At 46.9% G+C, this 25044-nt stretch carries 18 protein-coding genes and 1 pseudogene; 11 read left to right on the plus strand and 8 right to left on the minus strand.

Translation table 11 applies throughout. The features are described 5' to 3' along the window. Positions 1–140: 140 nt before the first annotated feature. The 3 genes from M2404_RS08635 to upp are packed head-to-tail and all read right to left on the minus strand — an operon-like array spanning position 141 to position 2834. Positions 141–1247: an META domain-containing protein gene (locus M2404_RS08635; protein ID WP_259239325.1), complete on the minus strand. Its 1107-nt coding sequence runs from the start codon at positions 1245–1247 to the stop codon at positions 141–143. A gap of 59 nt (positions 1248–1306) precedes the next feature. Further along, a complete protein-coding gene (locus M2404_RS08640; protein WP_259239326.1) occupies positions 1307–2197 on the minus strand; it encodes an alpha/beta fold hydrolase in 891 nt (296 codons plus the stop codon). Positions 2198–2207: 10 nt separating this feature from the next. Beyond that, positions 2208–2834 carry a uracil phosphoribosyltransferase gene (gene upp / locus M2404_RS08645; RefSeq protein WP_259239327.1) on the minus strand — a complete coding sequence of 209 codons (627 nt, stop codon included), beginning with the start codon at positions 2832–2834 and terminating at the stop codon, positions 2208–2210. A gap of 117 nt (positions 2835–2951) precedes the next feature. Between upp and M2404_RS08650 the strand changes: the two genes are divergently transcribed. Next, on the plus strand, positions 2952–5171 hold the full coding sequence (locus M2404_RS08650; protein WP_259239328.1) for a S9 family peptidase: 2220 nt from the start codon (positions 2952–2954) through the stop codon (positions 5169–5171). A 35-nt stretch (positions 5172–5206) separates the two neighbouring features. Here M2404_RS08650 and M2404_RS08655 read toward each other — a convergent pair whose 3' ends face one another. Continuing rightward, positions 5207–6463: a cyclic di-GMP phosphodiesterase gene (locus M2404_RS08655; RefSeq protein ID WP_259239329.1), complete on the minus strand. Its 1257-nt coding sequence runs from the start codon at positions 6461–6463 to the stop codon at positions 5207–5209. Positions 6464–6647: 184 nt separating this feature from the next. On the opposite strand from M2404_RS08655, the gene psrA reads away from it, so the two are divergent. The 5 genes and pseudogenes from psrA to M2404_RS20330 all read left to right on the plus strand — a co-directional run. Then, complete coding sequence (gene psrA, locus M2404_RS08660) at positions 6648–7334, plus strand: TetR family transcriptional repressor PsrA (RefSeq protein WP_259239330.1); 687 nt, start codon at positions 6648–6650, stop codon at positions 7332–7334. 1 nt (position 7335) lies between these two features. Then, positions 7336–9651, plus strand: coding sequence for an acyl-CoA dehydrogenase (locus M2404_RS08665; RefSeq protein WP_259239331.1), 2316 nt, complete (start codon positions 7336–7338; stop codon positions 9649–9651). A 74-nt stretch (positions 9652–9725) separates the two neighbouring features. Beyond that, positions 9726–10223, plus strand: coding sequence for a GNAT family N-acetyltransferase (locus M2404_RS08670; RefSeq protein WP_259239332.1), 498 nt, complete (start codon positions 9726–9728; stop codon positions 10221–10223). Positions 10224–10357: 134 nt separating this feature from the next. After that, entirely contained in the window at positions 10358–11140 is a 783-nt protein-coding gene (locus M2404_RS08675; protein ID WP_259239333.1) for a PEP-CTERM/exosortase system-associated acyltransferase, read from the plus strand. Next, positions 11137–12012: pseudogene (locus tag M2404_RS20330) on the plus strand (ThiF family adenylyltransferase); the annotation flags it as partial. The gene M2404_RS08675 and the pseudogene M2404_RS20330, both read left to right, overlap by 4 nt. Positions 12013–13200: 1188 nt before the next feature. On the opposite strand, the gene pepA reads toward M2404_RS20330, so the two are convergent. From pepA to M2404_RS08700, 4 genes are all read right to left on the minus strand, one after another. Continuing rightward, entirely contained in the window at positions 13201–13962 is a 762-nt protein-coding gene (gene pepA / locus M2404_RS08685; protein WP_259239335.1) for a flocculation-associated PEP-CTERM protein PepA, read from the minus strand. A gap of 242 nt (positions 13963–14204) precedes the next feature. Further along, on the minus strand, positions 14205–16961 hold the full coding sequence (prsT, locus tag M2404_RS08690; RefSeq protein WP_259239336.1) for an XrtA/PEP-CTERM system TPR-repeat protein PrsT: 2757 nt from the start codon (positions 16959–16961) through the stop codon (positions 14205–14207). A 31-nt stretch (positions 16962–16992) separates the two neighbouring features. Beyond that, complete coding sequence (wecC, locus tag M2404_RS08695; RefSeq protein ID WP_259239337.1) at positions 16993–18237, minus strand: UDP-N-acetyl-D-mannosamine dehydrogenase; 1245 nt, start codon at positions 18235–18237, stop codon at positions 16993–16995. A 64-nt stretch (positions 18238–18301) separates the two neighbouring features. Continuing rightward, on the minus strand, positions 18302–18544 hold the full coding sequence (locus M2404_RS08700) for an acyl carrier protein (protein WP_259239338.1): 243 nt from the start codon (positions 18542–18544) through the stop codon (positions 18302–18304). Positions 18545–18700: 156 nt separating this feature from the next. On the opposite strand from M2404_RS08700, the gene M2404_RS08705 reads away from it, so the two are divergent. From M2404_RS08705 to M2404_RS08725, 5 genes are read left to right on the plus strand one after another with little or no spacing between them, the layout of a single operon-like run. Further along, entirely contained in the window at positions 18701–20293 is a 1593-nt protein-coding gene (locus M2404_RS08705) for an acyl-CoA ligase (AMP-forming), exosortase A system-associated (RefSeq protein WP_259239339.1), read from the plus strand. Beyond that, on the plus strand, positions 20290–21549 hold the full coding sequence (locus M2404_RS08710) for a pyridoxal-dependent decarboxylase, exosortase A system-associated (RefSeq protein WP_259239340.1): 1260 nt from the start codon (positions 20290–20292) through the stop codon (positions 21547–21549). The genes M2404_RS08705 and M2404_RS08710 overlap by 4 nt, the downstream gene beginning before the upstream one ends. Before the next feature lie 30 nt (positions 21550–21579). Next, the gene (locus M2404_RS08715; protein WP_259239341.1) at positions 21580–22632 is read left to right on the plus strand and encodes an SGNH/GDSL hydrolase family protein; all 1053 of its coding nucleotides are present in this window, start codon (positions 21580–21582) and stop codon (positions 22630–22632) included. After that, positions 22629–24020 carry an MBOAT family O-acyltransferase gene (locus M2404_RS08720; protein ID WP_259239342.1) on the plus strand — a complete coding sequence of 464 codons (1392 nt, stop codon included), beginning with the start codon at positions 22629–22631 and terminating at the stop codon, positions 24018–24020. The genes M2404_RS08715 and M2404_RS08720 overlap by 4 nt, the downstream gene beginning before the upstream one ends. 59 nt (positions 24021–24079) lie before the next feature. Further along, positions 24080–25042, plus strand: a complete 963-nt coding sequence (locus tag M2404_RS08725; RefSeq protein WP_259239343.1) for a sulfotransferase — start codon at positions 24080–24082, stop codon at positions 25040–25042. The last annotated feature ends 2 nt before the right edge of the window (positions 25043–25044 follow it).

Here is a 25044-nt window from a genome sequence, read left to right on the forward strand (position 1 = left end):
AGAAAAGGCCTCATCTGGCCTTAAAATACAAAACGCCCGATGAAGTTCACCGGGCGTTTTAAACTGAAATAAGTGTCAACTTACTTCAGGACTAGTCACTGGCAGGATCTATTGAAGAAGTCGTGCGATTGCTGCTGCGGTTAGTTAACCGCAGGCTTGAATTGCAAAATAAGCTGATTATTTTTAAACAGCTGTAATTTATCGCCATTTACTTCTGCGCGGTCAGCCGATTGCAGTGACTGGGTAAATTGTTGCTCCAGCTCGCTGCTTTCAGCGCAGAACTTCCGCGTACTTACCAATGGTTGCACGGTTAACTGATTAGAGCGCTGCTTGTAGTTGCCGTTAAAGTTATTACAGCCGGCAAAACCATATAAACGGTCATTCTGATCAAAAATCACTCTGACATTTAGTTGCTGCGGCACATAACGCTCGGTTAGCTTTTCTGCGCGCCAGACAATACCCTGCATTTTGCCAGGTTGGATTTGATCGGGGCAGGTTGCTCCCGGCCAGAATTGTTCAAACTTATCAATAAACAGAGTATTGGTTTGCTCGTCCTGGCCTCGGCGGCCAACTAGAGTAGCAATAACGGCATTGCCATTAAAACGGGCGTCTTGTTGATACTGGCGCATTACCGGCAAGTGATGCTGGGTATTAGCCACATTTAAGTTGTCGCCACTGCGGCAACTGGTAAAGGTTGCCTGATTATTGCTCAGCATATACAAGCCAAGCATCGCCTGGCGGGTATCAAGTTTTTTAAACTCGGTAGCGCGTTGTAACTGATACTGTTGATTATTGCTGATGGGTTTGCCGCTTAAATCCAGCATCGTTAATTGGCGGTTAGATAAAAAATGAAAGGCGGGCAGAGTTTGCTGCTGATTAACCAGATGCAAGCTGCGGTTCTCCAGTAACCAGATCCCTTTTACCAGATTAACCTGATTACGCTCCAGATACTCCTGGCGCGCTTCAAAACGGCCATCACGGTACAGGTTAATATGATAGCTGATACCCGGGCAGTCGGCACAGGGCAGAGTGCCGCTGAATGTCATATCGCTATCAACAAAGATATGTTCAAAATCGGTGGCGACAGATTCTGCCGTGTCAGAATTTTCTATTACTATCTCTTCAGGCTCAGACACTGCGGCAGGCTGTGGTGGCACATTAAGAGTAGTTGTGTCTGCAGGTCGCTCAGACGGTAAATGGCTACAGGCAGACAGTAGCAGTGCGGTAACTAATAAGCGCTTTTTCATCTGGGGTTCCAGGTTAATATTTTCGCCATTATAACGGAATTCGGGCTGCGCATTAACAGCTATTTCAACCGGCAATTCAGTTCTTTAACCGCAAGCTGAATATACTGTGCTGCCGACTGCGGATCTTCCTGCATAAAGCAGTGGCCGCCGCTGACTTGCTCAACACTGACCGCTGCATTACGTTTTTGCCATTTACGTAGTGATTTGCCAATAAAGTCATAACTTTTATCACCATAAATGACATGAACCGGTGGGCATGGCTGTGCCAGTTGTTGCCAGAGTTTATGCGGGTAAGATGCAAAAATCTCGGCTTCGCGTTGCGGTAAACATTTTAAGCTCAGGCCATGCTCTGACGGTTTTAGCGCATGGTTGATATAGGCTGCCAGTGCATCGGGGTGCCAGTTGGCGAACATGCCTCTATTATTCAGGTAATGTAGTGCGGCGTCTTTATCTGGCCAGTGCTGGCGCCGTCGCAGTGCTGCTTTAGCCAGCGGGTTTTTATGGTACAGCCGTACACCGTTTAATGTGCTCATTACGGTTAGCATACCGGGAGTAAATAGCACCGGATCAAGCAAGATAGCACTGGTAAAGGGGCTGTAGGCAGAGGTGTGTATTAGTGCGGTTAAAATGCCACCAAAGCTATGGCCAACGCCATATACCGGTACATTCGGATAGTTGTTTTTGTGCGCCAGCCAGGCTTCGGCTGCTAATGTTGCGCTGTTATTCCAGCCAACAAAAGTGCCGCCGTGATCACTGTCGCCGTGGCCCTGAGCATCTGATAAAAACAAGTCATAGTCTGCTGCCAGTAATTGCAGCATAGGTTGGTACATCCGGCTGCAAAAGCCATTGCCATGCAGCATATGCAGCACTGGCTTACCGCTGGCTTTGCTGCGATAGCCGCGCAGGGTAAAGCCTTGACGGGTATGATAAGACCAGGGAATTAACTGCACTGTGTTATCCTTATTTAGTGCCAAACAGTTTATCACCCGCGTCACCCAGGCCTGGCAGAATATAGCCTTGCTCGTTCAGGCAACGGTCAACTGCGGCGGTATACAGCTCAACATCTGGATGTGCCTGGCGCAGTGCCGTAATGCCTTCCGGGGCGGCTACCAGCACCAGGGCTTTGATATGATTGGCGCCGTGCTGTTTTAGCAAATCAATGGTCGCGATCAATGAGCCACCGGTAGCCAGCATAGGATCGACCACTATTGCCAGTCGTTGATCGAGGTCTGATGCCAGTTTTTGAAAATACGGTACCGGTTGCAGGGTTTGCTCATCACGGTAAATGCCCACAACACTGATACGGGCACTGGGTAGCAGTTCCAGTACGCCATCAAGCATTCCCAGTCCGGCGCGCAGTATCGGCACTATAGTGACTTTTTTGCCCTGGATTTGCTCAATTTGTACCGGGCCACTCCAACTGTCGATAGTAACGGTTTCGGTTGCTAAATCTTTAGTGGCTTCGTAGGTTAGCAGGCTACCCAGTTCAGCAGCCAGTTGGCGAAATTGCTTGGTACTAATATCAGCGGCACGCAGTAAACCAATTTTATGCTTTACCAGCGGGTGGGTAACTTCGGTCAGTTTCATTTGTCAGGTCCTCTTTTTATCGCAGCCAGGCATAACGCAAGCGGCTTTTTCTTGCAGTTTAGCCTGAAGCATTATACAAACGGCAAGCAAAATTCAATCAAAGTCGCAGGGACAATAATGCACGTTAAATTACCACGTTTTGTACTGGCACTGTGTTTACTATTCGGAGGCAGCAACATGCTTAATGCGAAGCAACTGGAGTTAGAGCGTTTATTTGCTGATCCGGCATTAAGCGGCGCCACACCACGCTCGTTGAGCATGGCACCGGATGGCAGTCGGGTAACCTACCTTAAAGGCAAGGCAGAGGACGCTAACCGCCTGGATTTATGGCAGTATCATATTAAAGAAGGCAAGCACAGCCTGTTGGTTGACGCCGACAGCTTAATCAGCGGTGCTGAAACCTTATCTGATGAAGAAAAAGCCCGCCGTGAGCGCATGCGGTTATTCGCCTCAGGTATTATCAGTTACAGTTGGGCGAAAAACAGTGATGCGCTGTTATTTCCGCTCAACGGTGATTTGTACTACTACCAACTTAGCAACAAAACGGCAAAAAAACTCACTGATACCAGCGAGTTTGAAACTGACGCTACTATTTCACCTACCGGGCGCTACGTGGCCTTTATCCGTGGGCAGAACCTGTTTGTGCTGGACATTGCCAACGGTAAAGAAACACAGCTGACGACTGATGGCGGCGGTGATGTTAAAAACGGTATGGCAGAATTTGTTGCTCAGGAAGAAATGGGCCGTATGACAGGCTATTGGTGGGCACCGGATGATAGTAAAATTGCCTTTACCCGTACCGACGAAAGCGGTGTAGCGGAAGTCGTGCGTAACGAGATTTATGCCGACGAAATTAAGTTGTTTAACCAGCGCTATCCGTATACCGGCACTGCCAATGCCAAAATTCAGCTTGGTGTAGTAACGCTTAAAGACGGTAGTATTAACTGGCTGCCACATGGTGAGAACGAAGATATTTATATCCCACGGGTAGAGTGGACCAAAAACGCCCGCTATTTAAGTTACCAGTGGCAAAGCCGCAATCAACAGCAGTTAGAGCTACGCCTGGTTGATTTGAGCAATAATCAGCAAAAAGTATTGCTGAGCGAAAACAGCAATACCTGGCTGAACCTGCATGATGATTTACATTTTCTGGATAACGAACGGGGCTTTATCTGGGCCTCTGAGCGGGATGGTTACAAACACCTGTACCACTTTGATTTTAACGGCAAGTTGCAACGTCAGCTAACCAGCGGTAACTGGGTAGTAGATGAGCTGGATGCGGTAAACGAAAAGCAGGGCATGGTATATTTTACCGGCCGTAAAGATACACCGCTGGAGCGTCATCTGTATCAGGTTAGTTTAAAAGATGGCAATATCAGGTGTTTAACCGAAGCCGGCTTTGACCATGCTCTGGTAATGGCTAAAGATGGCAGCAGTTTTATCGACAGCTTTTCTAATGTCAGTACGCCAACTAAAGTGGCACTGCGCGGCTTGGATGGCAAGGTGCTTACCTGGCTGGAACAAAACGAGCTGAACAGCAGCCATGCACTTACGCCGTACCACGCTGAACTGACAGCGCCGCGTTTTGGCACCTTAGAGGCTGAAGATGGCCAGACGATGCACTACCGTTTGTTTGCACCAAAAACACTACAGCAGGACAAAAAATACCCGGTGATTGTCAGTGTTTACGGCGGCCCGCATGCCCAGCGTGTTACCAATAGCTGGAGCCCGCGCGACTTATATCTGCATTATCTGGTACAGCAGGGCTATCTGGTATTTCAGCTTGACAACCGCGGCTCTTATAACCGTGGTAAAGCCTTTGAAGATCCCATTTACCTAAAGCTGGGTGAAGTAGAGTTAAATGACCAAATCCGCGGTGTAGAATACCTGCGCAGCTTGCCCTATGTTGCTGCCGATAAGATTGCTATTTATGGCCACAGCTATGGTGGTTATATGGCAATAATGGCAATGTTTAAAGCCGGTGATTACTTCACTGCCGGTGTGTCCGGTGCACCGGTTACTGATTGGGCGCTGTACGATACCCATTATACTGAGCGCTACTTAGGCCACCCTGCACAAAATGCTCAGGGCTATACCGACAGTGCGGTGTTTCCTTATACCGATGGCTTAAAAGGTAATTTGCTGATTTATCACGGCATGGCTGATGACAATGTATTGTTTACTCACAGCACCAAGCTGTATAAGCAGCTACAGGATAAGGGTTTACTGTTTGATATGATTAATTACCCTGGCAGTAAACATTCGATGTTTGGTCAGCCGGTGCAAACGCATCTGCATAAAAGCATTACGCAGTTTTTTGACAGGCATCTGAAGTAATAAAACCAAGGCCGGTATTTTACCGGCCTTTTGCATCAGGGTTTGCCCTGAATATGGTAACTGACCTGAGCTCTTGGGTTTAAGTATTCTGCAACATGTTGCGGGAGCGACTGAATTTTAATGACCTTGCTGATGCTGAGTTTATCCGGCTCTAATGTCAGGATCGGCGCTTCCAGTCTTGGTACATCGGCATCATATACCAGCACATTCGGGCACAGCAGGCTCTCACTATTGACCGACATAACAATACCCAGCCGTTGATCTGACAATAAAACAATGGTGCCGGGCGGGTAAATGCCCATCATTTTAATCATCACTTTCATCTCGCGATCCGGCAGTTTGCCTTTCATACTACGGTACATATACGACAGTGCATGGTGTGGCGAGCGTGATTTGCTGATGTCCAGCGGGTGGCACAAGTTGTCAAATGTATTGACCACCGCCACAATTTTAGCTAATGCATCAATTTGTGGCTCTTTCAAAGCATTAGGATAGCCACTGCCATCAATATACTCGTGGTGTTGCTCAATAATGGGCCAGGCTTCCAGCGGAAAGGTATCGGTTAAAGCTGTTAACTCTACACCATATTTAGTATGTAGTTTCAGCAGGTTTTGTTCTGGTGCTGTCAGCTCTGTGGTTTTGCGTAAAATCTGGCTGGGTATTTTAATTTTGCCAATATCATGGAATAGAGCGCCAATGCCGACAGTTTTAATTTGTGCTGCTGGTAAATTAAGGCTTTTTGCCAGCATCATCGACAACGTAGCCACATTTAATGAGTGATAATACAGGCCTTCCTGCTCTTTAGCCGCGCCGGAAATTAAATGCAGTACCAGTGAGTCGGCGCCGAGCAGAATATCTGTCATAGCGTTAATCAGGCCGCTTGCTTCGTCTATAGCATTGAGCGGGCGGCTGGTAATTTTGCTCATCAGGTTTTTTACCTGCAACAACGACTGAGCAAAAGCTTTTTCGGTTCGCTGTAAATCACGCCGGTGTGCTTTTGCTTGCTCAATACGCTGCATTTTCTCCTGCTGCATTTTCAGCTGAGCTTCGCTGGCGGCCATATTAAAACTGGCCATATCATCATCATTTAATTCTTCCGGTTGTGTCATTTTTTTGCTCTTACCCGGATAAAAAAACACATAATCCAGGTTGAGCGAGCGGATAATTTGTAGCTGCTGGCTATTTTCTATGATCATATTACCGGACAGGAATGGGTGTTTTAGCCAACCAGCAGGCAGCTTAATGGCATAACCCAGTTTTAACGCTTCAGGTTTTATTTTCAGAACAGACAACCAAAACTCCGGCAACACAAATAAGGGCAAGCCACTAGTTTAAGTTTCAAACAGCATAATACCAATCATGTAAAACAAAAAAGTTGGTTAAACTCGTCAGGTTAGACCAGTTGTTGATTTGCCGCTTGACAGTATTTAAATTCAAACGTACATTTCAAACATGCGTTTAAATATTGGTGGAGTTATGTCAGTTAAGCACAGCACCCAACATAAAATTCTTGATGCGGCACAAACATTATTTGCCGAAACCGGCTTTACCGATACTTCCCTGCGGCAAATAACCAGCATGGCTGAGGTTAATTTAGCCTCGGTTAATTATCATTTTGGCTCAAAAAAAGAACTTATTCAGGCAGTGCTGCAACGTTATCTGGTAGTGCTAATGCCACGCCTGGATCAGGAATTTACCCGTTTGCTTGCTCTGCAACAGCCAAACAGCTTAAGCCAGGTATTGTCGGTTTTTGTAAAGCCACTACTGGAGTTAAACAAAGTACATCAGAACGGTGCCCGAATTTTTTTACAACTGCTGGGCCGGGGTTATACCGACGTGCAGGGACATTTGCGCTGGTTTTTTAACCATAATTATGGCCGGGTACTGGATAAGCTGGTGTTGTTAGTGCAACAAGCCTGCCCGGATCTGCCACCCAGCGAGCTGTTCTGGCGGCTGCATTTTTCACTGGGTACTGTGGTATTTACTATGGCCTCTAATGAAGCTCTGGCTGAAATAGCAGAAGCAGACTTTAATGAAAAGGTTGATATTGAAGGCGTAATTTTACGCTTACTGCCATACTTATCTGCAGCTATTGCTGCGCCTGTTACTACTGTTACTCAATTAAGTCATACCGCGCCTGCGTTGGCGATCAAAGGAATATAATATGTTGATTTTATTAATATTGATTGTCACCTTGGCAATTATCTTCGGCGTTGCAGATATTCGCCGTAATTTAATTACCAAACCTGTCTTTGCCATGTTTAAAAGAATTCTGCCGCCACTGTCAGATACCGAACGCGAAGCGATGGAGGCTGGCGATGTATGGTGGGATGGTGATCTGTTTCAGGGTAAGCCTGACTGGCAAAAACTGCATAGTTTTCCTAAAGCTGAGCTCAATACTGATGAACAGGCCTTTATGGACAATCAGGTAGAAACCCTGCTGAAAATGCTCGATGACTACAAAATTGTGCAGGAACAACGTGATTTGCCTGCCGAGGTATGGGATTTCTTAAAACGTGAAGGTTTCTTCGCGATGATTATTCCTAAATCTTATGGTGGCCGCGAGTTTTCAGCCATTGCAAACTCAACCATAGTATCGCGCATTGCTACCCGCAGTTTAACTGCCGCTGTAACGGTAATGGTGCCTAATTCTTTAGGCCCCGGCGAGCTGCTCATGCACTACGGTACGCAGCAGCAGAAAGACTTCTGGTTACCCGCTTTAGCCAATGGTACCGATGTTCCCTGTTTTGCCCTGACTGGGCCTGAGGCAGGCTCTGACGCGGGTGGCATTCCAGACACCGGCGTGGTGTGCAAAGGGGAGTTTGAAGGTAAAGAAGTCGTTGGTATTCGTCTGAACTGGGATAAACGTTATATTACATTGGCGCCGGTGGCAACAGTACTGGGCTTGGCCTTTAAGCTGTATGATCCGGATAACTTAATAGGTAACAAGGAAGATCTGGGTATTACCTGTGCCCTTATTCCTACCAGCCATAAAGGTGTTGAAATCGGCGATCGCCATTTCCCGATGAATATGGCATTTATGAACGGTACTACTTACGGTAAAGATGTGTTTATTCCGCTGGAGTGGATTATCGGCGGGCCAGATTACGCCGGCCGTGGCTGGCGGATGCTAGTAGAGTGTTTATCTGCAGGGCGGGGTATCAGCCTGCCTGCATTAGCTACTGCTACCGGGCACCTGGCCGCGCGAATGACCGGGGCTTATGGCTATGTGCGCCAACAGTTTGGCTTATCAATTGGTAAGTTTGAAGGTGTGCAGGAGTCTCTTGCCCGTATCGGCGGTTTTACTTACAGCCTTGAGGCGATGCGGGTGATGACTGCCGGTGCTATTGATATGAACTTAAGCCCAAGCGTGGTAACTGCCATCGCCAAGTATCATATGACAGAGATGTCACGTACCCTGATGAATGATGCCTTTGACATTCATGCCGGCCGTGCTATTCAGATAGGCCCTAAAAACTACCTGGCTCATGGTTACATGGGCATTCCGATTTCCATCACGGTAGAGGGTGCGAATATTCTGACCCGCAACCTGATGATTTTCGGGCAGGGCGCAACGCGTTGTCACCCTTATGTACTGGCTGAGCTGGAAGCAGCAGCAAACCCGGATGCAGAGCAAGGTTTAAAGCAATTTGATAACCTGTTGCTAAAGCATGTTGGTTTTGCCATTGGTAATACCTTTGGTGCTCTGTGGCAGGGGCTGACGGCAGGTGCATTTAACACTGCACCGGTATCTGGTGAAACCGCCAAATACTATAGACAGTTAAGCCGCATGAGCCGTGGCCTGGCATTAAGTGCCGATTTTTCGATGTTGATCTTGGGTGGTGAGTTAAAACGCCGCGAAATGCTCTCAGCGCGCTTAGGTGATGTATTAAGCCAGCTGTATATTGCTTCAGCTGTGTTGAAATTTTATGAAGACAATGGTCGCCAGCAATGTGATCTGCCATTTGTACATTACAGCCTACAGCGGGCGCTGTTTGAAATCGGCCGGGCTTTTGATGGCTTTTTTGCCAACTTTCCCAACCGTTTTGTTGCCGGGGTATTACGCATACTGGTATTCCCGTTTGGTATCGGTTACAAAATGCCTGATGACGAGACCGCAATTCAGATCTGTGAAGCAATGTCCAAACCTGGTGTGGTGCGGGATCGTTTAACTCATCTGTGCTACATCGGCGAGGGAGAAGACGATGCAACGGGCTTAATGGAAAGTGCTTTTGTTGCCATGTATGAAGCGCAACCTGTAATGAAGAAAATTTATCAGGCCCAGCGTGACGGTAAGCTGCCACGTAAACAACCTTTGGAGCAAACTATTGAGCAGGCCTTGCTGGCGGAAGTGATCAGCGACACGGAATCGAAACAGCTATTAAAAATGAACGCTCTGCGGTTTAGTGCCATCAGTGTGGATAGCTTTAAGGCCGGTGAGTTGGAAAGCCGGGCTTTAACCTCAGCTGACGCCGTCTAAACAACTTGCTACACTAAAACGCCGACAGAGCCTGAAGCTGTGTCGGCGTTTTTTTATTGCTTTAAGGAGCTGTTATGTCTGATAAAATTCATTTACGTTTAGCCACACCGCAAGATGTTCCTATTATATTAACTTTTATTCAAGGGCTGGCAGAATATGAAAGGCTGTCAGATCAGGTTGTCGCTACTGAAGAAAAACTACAACAGACTTTATTTGGTCACAAAGCTTATGCTGAGGTAGTTATTGCAGAATATGATAGCAAGGCTGCAGGTTTTGCATTGTTCTTTCATAATTATTCAACATTTTTAGCTAAACCAGGTATTTATCTGGAAGATCTGTTTGTACTGCCCGAGTACCGGGGTAAAGGTTTGGGCCGGGTACTGCTGAGTTATCTGGCTAAACTTGCTGTTGAGCGTGACTGTGGCCGTCTTGAGTGGTCGGTATTAGATTGGAATCAGCCAGCGATAGATTTTTACCAGGCGCAGGGGGCCACTATGCTGCATGATTGGCGGATAAACCGGGTTACTGGTGTATCGCTACAGCAACTGGCGGCCAAACATACGGTTAGTTAATATTATTGTGAACGTAATGTGATTCTGAATGGCGAGACATATCAAATTTGCATTGTTAGATAATTTTACTATGTAAAACAAACAAAGAGTGGCTACTATATTTACTGAATCTAATGTATTAACTGGATATCATCATGGATTGTGTTAGCCTGGCCGACAACTTTAGGCAGTATTTTGAAATTAAGTTTGCTGCTTCAACAGCGTTACGGGAAGAGTCTTTTAAGATCAGACACTCAGTTTACTGCGAAGAACTGGGCTGGGAGCCGTTGCGTGAAAATGGTATGGAAACAGATGAGTGTGACGACTACTCTTTTGCTTTGCTGTTGGTGCATAAAAGAACGGGCCAGTATGCCGGCACCGCCAGGCTGGTGATTCCTCCGGCACAGAATCCATCGTGTCAGCTGCCGTTTGAACAGCACTGTTTATCTTCAGTCAGAGCCGATTTAATTGACCTGTCTAAGTTTGAACGCGGATCATTCAGTGAAATTTCCCGGCTTGCTGTGCCAGAGGCATTCCGCCGCCGTTTAGGTGAAAAAAATACGCCTTATGTGATTAATGAGATTAATCTGGAAAAAGATGTATTTTCAGAAGAAGAACGCAGGAATTTTCCTAATATTGCCATAGGCTTGTATCTGAGCGTTATAGCACTGGTGCAAATGTGTCATCACAAGGCAATGTTCGTTGTGGTAGAACCCAGGCTAAAGAAACGCCTTGAGCGGCTGGGGCTGGCGTTTGAGCAAATTGGCGATGAAATGGATTATCACGGTACCCGTGCATTGTTTTACCTTCCTGAGCATAAGTACATTTCAGCACTTAATCCGGAAATTCTACAGCTGTTTGACATGCTCAAAAGCCAGTTAGCTCCGCAATTGAGGCTTTATCCTTATTTAATCCGGCAAGAAGGAATAATCGCATGATTTCAGCCGACTTTGACTATTACAAAGCATTTTCGCGCAATATTGGCTGGCTTACTTTAGCAGAGCAGCAACTGCTGGCCAGCAAGCGTGTGGCAATTGCCGGTATGGGAGGGGTTGGGGGAGCACATTTACTAACGCTGGCCCGGCTTGGGGTGGGCCGGTTTCATCTGGCAGATTTTGACAGTTTCGATATTGAAAACTTTAATCGCCAGGCTGGCGCCAGGTTATCCTCTGTTGGCCAGAAAAAGCTCGATACGCTGGTGGCAATGGCGCTGGATATTAACCCGGATCTGGACATTACTACTTTCGCAGACGGTGTGACTGAAGACAATATTGATGCTTTTTTACAGGATGTTGATGTTTATATTGATGGCCTTGATTTTTTTGCGCTAAAAATCAGAAGCCTGATGTTCAGAAAAGCCTATGATGCGGGTATTCCTGCTGTAACCGCTGCGCCTTTGGGAATGGGGGTGGCTAACCTGAATTTTTTGCCCGGCAAAATGACATTTGAGCAGTATTTTCTGCTTGATGGCTGTGATGAAAATGAACAGTATTTGCGCTTTTTTGTTGGCTTATCGCCAGCCAGATTACACAGCGCCTATTTAGTGGTGCCAGAGAGTATTAACTTACCTGAGCGTAAAGGGCCATCTACTATAATGGCCTGCGAGCTTTGTGCCGGTGTTGCCGCAACACAAGCCTTAAAGCTGATGCTCAATCGTGGGAAAGTTATTGCTGCGCCCAGAAGCTTGCAGTTTGACGCCTATCGTAATAGCTATAAAGTTAGCTGGCGGCCTTTTGGCAATGCCAATCCGATAAACCGGCTGGCACTTCATCTGGGGCGGAAGTATTTTTTGAATCAGCCTGCGCAGATAGCACCGAAAACCGCACCGGAGCAAGACCCGCTACGTTATGTATTAGATAAAGCCCGCTGGGCACCGAGCGGTGACAATGCCCAATGTTGGCGTTTTCGGCCAACATCAGCATTAAGTTGCGACATTCTGGGTAACGATACCCGCCACGATGTAGTGTACGATTTAAATGGCTTTGCCAGCAATATGGCACATGGTGCTTTGCTGGAAACGGCCCGTATTGCCGCCTCAGAACGTGGTTACCGCCTCGATATCACTGATATTGACCGTTCAGCACCAGAGCATCCGGTATACAAGGTGGCGCTGGTGCCGGATGACACTATTGTGGCTGATGTGCTGGCGCCTTACATTGAAACCCGAACTGTACAACGCCGGCCGATGGGAACCACTGCATTAAGCGCAGAAGAAAAGCGCCAGCTTGAAATGGCCTTACCACCTGGCTTTGCAGTGCACTGGTTTGAAAGTACAGCAGAGCGCTGGACTATTGCTAAGTTGCTATATGGTAATGCTTACACCCGGCTAATAATGAAAGAGGGCTATGATGTACATAGCAAAATCATTGATTGGGGTAAGCGGTTCAGCATAGATAAAATTCCTGAGCAGGCTCTGGGAGTGGATGCAGCCACGGCAAAACTGATGAAATGGGCGCTGACAAGTTGGGAGCGCTTTGAGTTTATGGCTAAGTATATGGGGGGGACCATTGCCCCCAGATTGCAGCTGGATTTATTACCGGCATTACGCTGTAGCGCACATTTTGTGCTGTATAGCACTGCTGAGGCGCCACTAACATTAGAGCAGCAAGTTGCAGCCGGTAGTGCTTTACAGCGTTTTTGGCTAACTGCAGCCAGATTAAAATTAGGTTTTCAGCCTGAGCAGACACCGGTTATTTTTTCCGGTTATTTGCGCGATAATCTGCAATTTACTACTAACCAGCAGGCTTTTGACAATGCTATCGCGATGGACAAAAAACTGGCTGCGTTGTTACCGCCACAGGTATTTGCCAACAAGGTGTTTTTTGGCCGACTGGGTCGTAGCGAGCAACCGGCTTCGCGCTCGTTGCGGTTTAGCCTGGAACAATTATTGGTAGAGTAAAGCCGGGATACAACAAAAAAACGCTTAGTTAGCAGGCACAGCATAAAAGACAATAAAAAAGGGCATCATCAGATGCCCTTTCTAATTAGCCTTGATAAATCAGGCTTTGTTACGACGGTTCAGGCGTAAACCTAACAGACCTAAACCTAACAAGGCTAAGCTTGCTGGCTCTGGTACAGTAAAGGTTTGGTTACCATCGTGACGGATTTGGAATTCCTGGGTAGAACCTGGAACGCCGTTATAGTTTGGTGATAAACCAATAATGTTTTGCACAGTAACAATCAGTTGTGAATACACAGCATTGTTGCCAGCGATATCATTACCGTTGTAGTAGAAGTAACCTGGGTTAGCGTTAAATTTCATGGTGATATCACATGCACCAACACCGGCAACACTAGTCATACAGCTGCCGCTTGCCAGAGAGAAAGTACCTAAAGCAGTCGCGGTACCTGCATCATAAGCACCGTTTACAGTAGTGTCAGCCCATAAAGTGGCAGAACCACCGGCAAATAAAACCTGTATTAAACCGCCAAAATCAGGGAAGGCTTCTGCTGTACCATTAAATTCATAGTCCAGAAATACTTCGTATGCTGATGGTAAAAAGTTTGGCATACCTGTTTGTTTGAAGTTAACCATTAATGTCTGGCCAAACTCCATAAAATCGTCCTGACCACCAAAAATTGAACCATTGCCGTTAGTGTCAGTTTGTTCAACATTCGCCAGATCCGGATCCCAGTCAATTTCGTTGAACATGGTAGAACCTGTACCGCCAAATGAGCTGTCGTCAAATGTAATTACTGACGCGCTGGCGTTAAAAGCCGTTGCTCCAGCTAGAACTAGTCCTGCAAGTAATTTTTTCATTTTCATTTCCTTAGTGAAGTTTCCACACAAGTCTGTTGGGTTGTCCTGCAGACTTATCCTCAAGCAATCGACTTATGTATAAGCACTTTTGGTGCCAACTTTTTTTATTGTTATTTATTAGCGGGTTATGTGCTTGGTGGTGGAGTTTAAAACTAAGGTTGTAAAATTACATGACAGTGGCAGAGCTATCGTATGAAGGGAAGGGAGAAGCTGTGCTGCGTTGCTGCAGCACAGCTGTGTTATCACAACATGCTATTAATGGCTTCAACCCGTTTAACAACTTCAGCATCGCGGCTTTTTACATTGGCCAATATGGTTTTAGCTTTGCTTTTATTGTCAGAGCGCACCAGTGCTTCTGCATAATTTAGCTTAACCAGATCATTATCCGGTCTTATTGCCAGCGATTGCTCAAAGGCTTTTATTGCGTCAGGCAGGTTATCCATTTTCATCAGCACTTTGCCGTAGGTGTCTAATACATCAGGATGTTTTGGAGCCTGCTTTATCGCTTTCTCAATATGTTGTTTGGCTTCAGGTAACTGGTTTTGCTCTGCCAGGATCCAGGCATAGTTATTCAGTATGATGTAATTGTCAGGGGATGCCTGCAAAATTTCGTCATAAAGTTCAAAGGCTTTTTTCTTATCAGATTCCAGCAGCAAGTTAGCATAAAACAGTTTCAGATTGCCGCTGGCCGGGTTTTTACTGAAATGACCGTCTAAAAACTCTACCGCACGCTGATGCGAGTAGTCTTTTGAATAAATTTCAGCAATAAACATGGCTGTCTGATCGGTTGGGGCTAACTGATAGCTTTGATTAAAAGCTGCAACTGCTGGTGGGATCTGGCCATTTAAGAACAGTATCCGGCCTTTTAAAAACTGCATTTCAGCCGTTGCAGCGTCAGCGTCTGTCAGGTTTTTAAAGCTATCTAAGGCTTTGGCATAGTCTTTCGATTCAGACAACGCCATGATTTTACTGCGCAGCAGCATTGGGTTTTTCGGATGTTTAATCAATAGCTTATCGGCAACCTTAATTGCTTCGGCATGGCGTTTAGCCAGGCTAAGGCTGGTTGCATAGAAGTACGCAGCCCGCAGGTTTTCCGGCTCTTGCTGGTACCAGCGCTCGCTTAATGCCAGTACCTCTTTCTGATTACCAAGCTGAGCATGGGAGTCTATTAATGTCAGCCAGTAAGCGGCGGTGGCATTAACCATATTTACTGATGGATCACCAATAACCTCTATAGCTTTTTTAAAGTCCTGTTGCTGGTAGTGCATACGGGCCAGTGTTAACCGCAGCGCGTTGTTAGCGGGGTTATCTTTTAAAATAGCACTTGCCCGTTTTATTGCGTCAGCACCTTTGTCGTCATCTTTACTCAGCGCATAATATTGCTGTAAGGCTGGCAGGTAAGTTGGATGTTTCTCTATTGATCTGATCAGAAGTTGCTTTGCTTGCACAAAATCACTCTTTGAGCCGGCAACAAGGGCCTGCAATAGCAAAGTAAAAGGCTGGTCAGGAGTAGCTTGCTGCGCTTGTTGCAGAAAGACTTCGGCTTCAGCAAACTGCTTTTGCAGCATAGCGCCGTAAGCTTTCAGATTGTAGCCAACAACAGCCAGCTTTTCGTCTGATAACCATTCGTCAACTATGGCTGATGCTTTGTCATACTCTTTTTGTCTGAGGTAACTGATAGCCAGCACCACACGGGTCTGATCATGGTTTGGGTCCAGTTGCAAAGCCTGCTCAAGATCCCTTAAGCCGCTGGATTCCTGGCCATCAATGCCCATTTTTAACAACCCTAAAGTTGTCATTGATGTGACATCTTTACTGTTTTCACTTAATTCATATTTGGCAATCAGCTCCTGCGCCGCAGTAGCCGAACCTTGTTTAATGAGTTGAAATGAGGTTGCGGCAAGTAATTTGTAGTCCATTGCCTGCGGATCCTGATTCGCCAGAATCGCTTGTGCCTGATCAAGCTGACCAGACTTTAATTGCAAAGAGGCATAAAGATTTTGTAACGGCGGATATTGCGGCAGTTGGCTTTCTATCGCACTCAGGTGGTTTAATGTCTGACTTTCCAGCCCCAGATGCAGTGATGCTAACGCCGCAATAACACGTGCGCTGGTATTACGCATGCCGTTGTTGATTGCTTTCTCAATATGCTCTTTGGCCAGAGTGTAGTTTTCACGCTCATACTCCAGCACCGCTTTTAGATAATTCGTAAACGGCTGGTTTGGAAAAGCTTTTAATAGCAAGGCTAATTCTTTATCTGCTAAATCAAATTGCTCTGTGCTGACCAGGTTTTGTGTCAGCATCAGACGGGCTTGCAAGTTATTGGGTACCATGGTCAGATAGTTGCGCATGCTTTCAATAGAAGCAGCATACTGCTCTTCTGCCAACTGGGTTCTGCCTTGCAGAAATAATGCTTCGGCATAAAGTAAGCTGTCAGGCTGCACCTGTTTAATGATTTCAAGTGCCTGGGCGTTATTGCGGTTGGCAATAAGTAAATGCGCCTGAGCATAAACTGCGGCGTCGCTGAAGTTGTTTTGAGTTGCCAGTTGGTCAAAAAGTGCTATGGCAGCATCAGCATCGCCGAGCTCTAACTGAGCCAGAGCACGGTATACGTCAATATAAGTTTGCTGTTCTGGTGGCAGTGTCTCATCAGCAAAGTGCGCCAGAACTGCCTGATAATCAGCAGCCTGATAGCTGCTGCGAACCAGAGGTAAAGCGACTTTATCTTTATCGCTGCCATAACTCAGTGCACGTGCCAGCTCTTTCTCAGCAGATACGCTGTCACCAATCTGTAACTGGAGTAAACCAAGAGCCAAACGGTACTCTGCATTCTCCGGTTCCTGTTGTACGGCTGATTTCAACTCGATCACAGCTGCACTGTATTGTTTATTCTGAATAAAACCCAGTGCATCACTATAATGCTCTGTCGCATCTTTACTGCCACAACCGGAAAGCAGCGCCAGCATAACGGCGCTGGCGAGCAGGGTAGTTTTTTTCATGGTTACACTCCTTGTAGTGAAATGGTTTTCGTTAACCGAAAATGCCCCGGGTATCAATAACAACTTTAGTTGCTACATCTACCGGATGCAGGGTTTTAAACTGCTTATGGTCGACCAGTACCACTAATATATTGGCTTGTTCTAATGCCTGTGGCAAAGAGGTTAACCGGCTATTGTGGTCAGCATATTTTTTCGGTAGCTGTTTAATATTAGGCTCTACCAGCAAAATTTCGCCAATATTGTCTTCTAATAACGACATTGCGATATCCAGCGCCGGGCTTTCACGCAGGTCGTCAATATCGGCTTTAAACGCTAAGCCTAAGCAAGCTATAACCGGCTTTTTAAACTGATCAGCGGCCTGCTTTATTTTATTAATCACGTAATGCGGTTTGCTGTCGTTAATTTCACGCGCCTTGCGGATAATCTGCGCCTGCTCTGGTGCTGAGTCAACAATAAACCATGGATCAACGGCAATACAGTGGCCACCTACACCCGGGCCCGGGGTTAAAATATTAACCCTTGGGTGACGGTTAGCCAGTTTGATCAATTCCCAAACGTTAATTTTTAAGTGATCACAAATCATCGACAGTTCATTGGCAAAGGCAATATTAACATCGCGGAATGAGTTTTCTGTCAGCTTAGCCATTTCTGCTGTGCGGGCGTTAGTTAATAAACATTCGCCGCGTACAAACAGGTGATACAGGGCAACGGCTTTTTGTGCACAACGCTCGGTAATACCGCCGATGATCCGGTCATTGCTAACCAGCTCTTGCAAAACGCGACCCGGCAATACGCGCTCCGGGCAGTGGGCAATAAACACATCGGCTTTGTCAGGGTCCTGATGCGGCATAACCAGATCCGGACGCAGTTCAGCCAGCCAGGCTGAAATTTTATCGGTAGTACCAACCGGAGAGGTCGATTCAAGCACAATAAGGTTACCTTTAGCGATCACCGGAGCAATATTTTCCAGCGCAGCCTTGATGTAACTTAAATCAGGGGTTTTATTTTCTTTAAACGGCGTGGGCACGGCTATCATAAAAGCTTCTGCCGGTTCCGGCGTTAAAGACGCTTTTAATTTTCCGGTGGTAACGGCAGCTTGTACCAGCATATCCAAATCAGGTTCAACAATATGAATTTTGCCCTGATTAATGGTGTTAACCGCATGCTCTGACACATCAACGCCAAGCACTTCCACCCCGCGGGAGGCGATAACTGCGGCGGTAGGTAAACCTATATAGCCCAAACCTATTACTGATACACGGGAAAAACTCTGCATATTGTGTCCTTTATACCTGAGGTTTTACTGTCTGACGCTGTACCATATAAGGCATAATGCGATGTCAGGCAGCTTGTTTTTGAGTGACGAATTTACTTAACTGGCCAAAGTTTTCAAACACGTCGGCGGATATTTCATCATCATTAATCTGGATACCCAGTTGCTCTTCCAGTTCGGTTATTACAGCAATAACTGCCATAGAATCAAACTCAGGAATCGCACCCAGCAAGGGGGTATCGTCATTAAATTGTTTATCTATTTGCAAGACGGCGCGTAAGATATCAGCGAGAAGTTGCTGGTGTGGCATAATGCTTCCTTAAAATAACAGGTAGTTCCCTGATTTGCGTAAAAGGTGCCGCTGCGGTTAAACTACACGGAGTAGATAAATTACAGTCGGATTTTCCGCAAAACTGTTTTATTATTGCACACAAAGGGATAAAAAGTGAAAGGTCTGAAGGATACTATGACCAAAAATCTCCACGATATCGTTACCCAGTCTGCTGCGCGTTTTCCTAAACGACCTGCACTGTACTTTAAAAATACCGCCTTAACTTATGCTGAACTTGCTTCAGGCGTAACAACAACTGCTATGCAGTTGCAAGCGCAGGATATTCAGCGTTTTGACCGGGTTGCGGTGTACCTGCCCAAACAATTTGAAACCGTGTTCAGCCTGTTTGGCTGTGCTATGGCCGGTGCGGTATTTGTGCCGGTGAATCCGGGTTTAAAGGCGGCGCAGGTTGCTCATATCCTGCAGGATTGTAATGTCCGGGTGCTGATTACCAGTAAAGACCGGTTGGCAACGTTAGAAGAAGAGCTGCATATGTGCAGTGATTTGCATACGGTGCTGTTAACGGACGTTGCTGAAGATATGAACCCTCTGGCGCATATTCAGTTAAAGTCATTCTATGCTGATGTCAGCCACAGAACACTGCAGTTATATCCGCATGCAACCGATCAGGATATGGCCGCTATTTTGTACACCTCGGGCAGTACCGGTAAACCCAAAGGGGTGGTGCTGTCACATCGTAATATGCTGGTAGGTGCGCAAAGCGTATCAAGCTATCTGAATAACACACCCGATGATGTTTTACTGGCATTGTTACCTCTGAGTTTTGATTACGGCCTAAGCCAGCTAACTACCGCATTTTTAACCGGCGCCAGTGTCGTGTTACTGGATTTTTTTCTGGTGCAGGATGTCGTACGCACAGTGCAGCAGTTCGGCGTAACAGGTATTGCTGCGGTACCGCCGTTGTGGGCGCAACTGGCCAAAGCTAATTGGGTTGAAGGCAGCACTGACACCGTGCGCTATCTGACTAACTCTGGTGGTGCTATGCCACAAGCCTTACTGCAGCAGTTGCAACAGTTATTTAATAAGGCAGAACCTTATTTAATGTATGGCTTAACCGAGGCATTTCGTTCTACTTATTTACCGCCAGCTGAACTGGAAAGACGGCCTGGCTCTATGGGCAAAGCTATTCCGAATGCTGAGATTGTTGTAGTGCGGGAAGATGGCAGTATCTGTGCCCCCAATGAGCCGGGAGAGCTGGTGCATCGCGGGCCACTGGTGAGCATGGGTTACTGGAATGCCCCGGATAAAACAGCAGAACGTTTTAAGTTTGACCCTGTAGCGCCCAAAGGCATTCAGCTACCTCAACTTGCGGTGTGGTCTGGTGATACGGTGCGCTATGACGAAGACGGCTTTTTGTATTTTATTGGCCGGCGCGATGAAATGATTAAAACCTCTGGCTACCGGGTAAGCCCAACAGAAGTAGAAGAGGCTGTTTACCAACTTAGCCCGGCACTGGTTGATGTTGCTGCCATTGGGGTGCCACACCCGGAACTTGAGCAGGCAATTTTGGTGTTATTTGCCTGTAAAGAGGGTAGTGAGCCTGATATTGCCAACTGGACAACTCAGCTAAAACGTAATTTGCCTAATTTTATGCAGCCCAAAGCGTTAATTTTGCAGGTGGGTTTACCAAAAAATGCCAATGGTAAAATTGACCGTAAGCTATTATCAGAGCAGTACCGGGGTTATTTTAGTGAGGCATCCAGATGAGTAGTACCCTGAATACCGAAACAAAACCTCAGGCACCACAGCATGAGCTTATGTCGCAATTTAGCTGTCAGGGCGATAACCTGTTGCTGGGTGGGTTCAGCCTTAATGCCATCAGTACTCTGCTTGGCAAAGCCGTGTTTTATGCTTATGACCGCCAGGTAATTAACCGGCAGATCCAACGTTTCAGGGAAGCAATTCCTGGCAGAATTAAGCTGCACTATGCGGTAAAAGCCAACCCTTACGGGCCTGTTGTGCAACATATGCGCCCTTTAGTAGACGGTTTTGATGTTGCCTCGCAAAAAGAAATGCTGCTGGCGATACAAAGCGGTATGCCGGTAGCCGATATCAGCTTTGCCGGGCCTGGTAAAACTGATACTGAGCTGGCCTCGGCTATTACAGCAGGTGTAACGCTGAATGTAGAGTCAGCCACTGAGTTGCGGCGTATTTGCCGCTTAGGCGAACAGCATCAGGTCACACCGCAGGTGGCTCTGCGGGTTAACCCGGCGTTTGAACTTAAAGCGTCAGGTATGAAAATGGCTGGCGGTGCTAAGCCTTTTGGTATTGATGAAGAACAAGTATTTGAATTGCTGACACAGATAGCCGCCATGCCGGTTAAGTTGCGCGGTTTTCATATTTTTTGTGGCTCGCAGAATCTAAAAACCGAAGCACTGACCGAAGCCCATCAGCTTACATTTGCTCTGGCGGCTAAACTGGTTGCCGCTTGCCCATACCGGCCGGATTTAATCAATTTGGGTGGCGGTTTTGGCATTCCTTATTTTCCCGGTGAAAAACGGCTTGATTTACAGCCTATTGGTTTATCGCTTACGCAGCTATTACAGCAACACGAACAAGCGCTTGCCGGTATTGAGCTGGTGATTGAGCTTGGCCGTTATCTGGTGGCAGAAGCTGGTGTTTATGCTTGTCAGGTGGTTGATAAAAAAGTGTCCCGTGGCACAACTTATCTGGTGTGTAACGGTGGTTTACATCATCATCTGGCTAACTCCGGCAATTTTGGTCAGGTAATTCGCAAAAACTACCCGGTGGCGCTTGGTAATAAAATGCAGCAAGCTGTCGTTGAACCGGTAACAGTGGTTGGGCCTTTATGCACACCACTGGATATACTGGCAGATAAGGTCAGCCTGCCACAGGCTGACATCGGAGACTGGATAGTGGTGTACCAGTCCGGGGCTTACGGGCCTACTGCAAGCCCACAGGACTTTCTTGGCCATGCCGCAGTGGCAGAGATTTTACTGTGATGGGATAACCACTAAGCAGAGAGCGTTAACATGGCTAAGGATAGTCAGATATGGAAAACGTTATTGCTGGCCCTGATTTTATTTATGCTGATGGAGTTGTTATTACAACTCAGGGCGCAGCTGAAGTTTGGCAACAGTATTTTTACCACGGCCTATGCTGATAAAGGCGCGCAAGGCTCATTGTTTGTGCAGCGCAATGGTTATCAGCTGCTGGCGCCGGATATTGAGTTTGCCGGCAGCAGTATTAAAGTACAAAGTAACCAACTGGGGCTGCGTTCTGCGGCTATAGAGCCGAAAGTAAACGGCACTGTCAGAGTGATTGCACTGGGAGCCTCCAGCACTTATGGCGCCTATGCAGCGACTAACGCTGATACTTTCCCGGCGATATTACAACGCATCAGTAGTGATATACCGCTTGAGGTCATTAATGCCGGTATACCGGGAAACGACATCAGCAGTCAGTATTTGCTGTATGCAGAGCAACTGGCGGGGTTGTCTGAAGATGTGTTAATTCTGTATTCCGGTTTGAGTAACGATGTGGGCCGTTTGTGTCAGCGAAACCGCACGGCTAAAAGTTACGCTTTACCACAGTTACAGGCGCCAAAATGGTTATTAAGCGTGGATTTGCTGTTGAAAAACAGTACAAATTTACGTTATGTGCCCTACAAATATTCGCCGATGCCCGATCTTGTCCCTTACCTGCAGCAATATGCTGCTTCGCTGCGACAGATAGTCGTTCTGGCACAGCAGAGACTGGTAAAAACGATACTGTTTGCTGAAAATTTGCGCTCTTTTCGCAGCGAACAGCCATTGCAGCTACAGCAGCAACTGGCCGCTTCAGCACTTTATTACACGCCTTGTTTAACAGTCGGGCAGTTTTCTGAAGTATTTGAACAGTACAACCGGGTGCAACAGCAAGTAGCGGCTGAGTTTGCCGGTGTGCATTATGTCAGTTTGTCGGGGCAGGTGCCTGGCGGGCGCAAATACTTTACCGACAGTGTGCATTTTTCGGCAAAGGGTGAGCAGGCCATTGCCGCAGCTCTGGCACAGGCGTTAAAAAACACACGGCAGGTGGCGCCATGAGTTTTACGTCATTTCATTTCTATGTGTTTTTAATTGCTTTGGTTATTTTGCTGCGGCTTATTCAACATAATGGCCAAAAGAAAATGTTGTTGTTGCTGGCCAGTTACTGGTTTTACATGAGCTGGGATTGGCGTTTTGGTGCCTTACTATTTGCCATGACGGCCGTTAATTTCTATTGTGGCCGGTTAATGTACTACTCGGCAAGGCCCAAAATCTGGCTGGCGGTATCGCTGTTGTTTAGTTTGGGTGTGCTGGGGCTGTTTAAGTATTTTAATTTCTTTCTCACTAACCTGGATGCTGTCGCCTCCATGCTGGGGATGTCATCGCATATTAATATCCTGCATATTATTTTGCCGGTGGGGATCTCGTTTTACACCTTTCAGGCGCTGTCATACACGATAGATATTTACCGGCGGCAGTTGGCACCCGTTGACTCACTGGCTGATTTTGCGTTGTTTGTGTCGTTTTTTCCGCAGCTGGTTGCCGGGCCAATAGTACGGGCCAGTTATTTCCTGCCGCAACTGGCCCAACATACTTGTGCCGACAATGCTGCGCAGCAGGAAGGTGTGCTGCTTATTATCCGTGGCCTGATCAAAAAAGTATTGCTGGCAGATGTGCTGGCGCTGCATCTGGTAGACCCAGCCTTTGCTGACTATGCTAACCAGTCGTCTGCGTTTTTAGTATTGGCATTAATTGGCTACAGTTTTCAGGTGTACCTGGATTTCTCGGCTTACACCGACATTGCCAGAGGCTGCGCCCGTTTATTGGGTTATCAGTTGCCGGTGAATTTTAACCGGCCTTATCTGGCCGACAGTATTTCTAATTTCTGGCAGCGTTGGCATATTTCAATGTCGTCGTTCTTTCGCGACTACCTTTATCACGGGCTGGGTGGTAGTAAACACGGCAATGTTTATGTAAATTTGGTGTTAACCTTTGTTGCCATTGGGGTATGGCACGGCGCTGGCTGGAATTTTCTGCTGTATGGGTTGTGTCATGGTGTGCTGGTTGCGTTTGAGCGCTATATGCGTAACTACGGTTGGTTTGGCAGGCAGACAGGCTGGCGCTGGGCGCTGGCAGTGCTGAGAACCTTTTTCCTGGTATGTTTGCTAAGGGTAATGTTCAGGGCTGAGGATCTGTCTCATGCCGGTGGTTACCTGCAAGCTATCTGGCATAACACGGCGTTATCATTTCACCTTACTGCTGCTGGCGCGGTTGCGTTACTGGTAGCCGTAATATTGCATATGATCCCACAGCATTATATAGCGTTATGGCAACAGCGTTATCTGACCACTCCACAACTGTTACAGGCCTCCGTTATAGTGCTGTTACTTTACAGTATGCTTATGCTGGGGTCGGGCGAAGCGCCTTTTATTTATTTTCAGTTTTGAACAACCAGTTGTTCTGGTGTAGATACCAGGCAATATAACCGGCTAATAAGGATATTTTAATGACGGGTAAACACTGTATTTTGTTATTTGGCATGCCCCGTTCAGGTACTACCTGGCTTGGTAAACTGTTTGATGCGCAGCGCCAGACATACTATTTGCATGAGCCAGACAGTGTGCAGCCCAATATGGCTATTCCGTTATTGCTAAAGGCAGACGACGCCACACAGTATCCGCTGCAATCACAACTTGAGTTATGGTTTGCCAGTAAAGCCGAAAAGGTGATTGCCTCGCGGCCGTTTTTTGCCAAAGACTACCTTAACCCATTTAGCTGGTTACTGTTTCTGGGCAGTGCTTATGCTACTAAAATAACCGGCCGCTTAGGTATGCGGCAGTTTATTGAGCCGTTACGGTTACAATCTGCACAGCAGCAAATTGTCTGGAAGTCAATCGAGTCGCTTGGCCGTATGGCCGCTATCAAGCAACTGGTACCAGGTCGCAGTATTCATATATTGCGCCATCCGTGTGGCCATATTGCTTCTACGTTAAAAGGGCAGGACGCTGGTTTGTTTGATGGTGGCTTGCCAATTTGGGAAGACTGGGATCTGTACAGCAAATTACTGCAGCAAAGCGGCGAGCAGCGCTTTAGTCTGGATAGCTTAAAGCAGATGAGTAAAGAAGAGCGGCTGGCCGTACGCTGGGGCATTATTAATGATTTTGCGCTTGCGCAATGTGCTGGTGATAGCAGCAATATGGTGCTGGTGTATGAGAACTTATGTAAAAAACCACAAGAGGTATTTCAGCAGTGCCTGGCATTTTGTGGCTTAAAAGCTGATCAACAATGTCTGCAATATCTGGCGCAGTCGGTTCATGGCAGCGACAACAGTGCTTATTACAGCACCACTAAAGACCCGCTGCAATCTGCTTATAAATGGCGTAAACAACTGCCTGACGATGTGCAGTTGCGGATAAAAAATATTGTGCAGCAGTTTAATTCCGGGCGTTATTATCGCGACGATTTCTAATT

The organism is Rheinheimera pacifica, from assembly GCF_024809855.1.
GTDB classification, from domain to species: domain Bacteria; phylum Pseudomonadota; class Gammaproteobacteria; order Enterobacterales; family Alteromonadaceae; genus Alishewanella; species Alishewanella pacifica_A.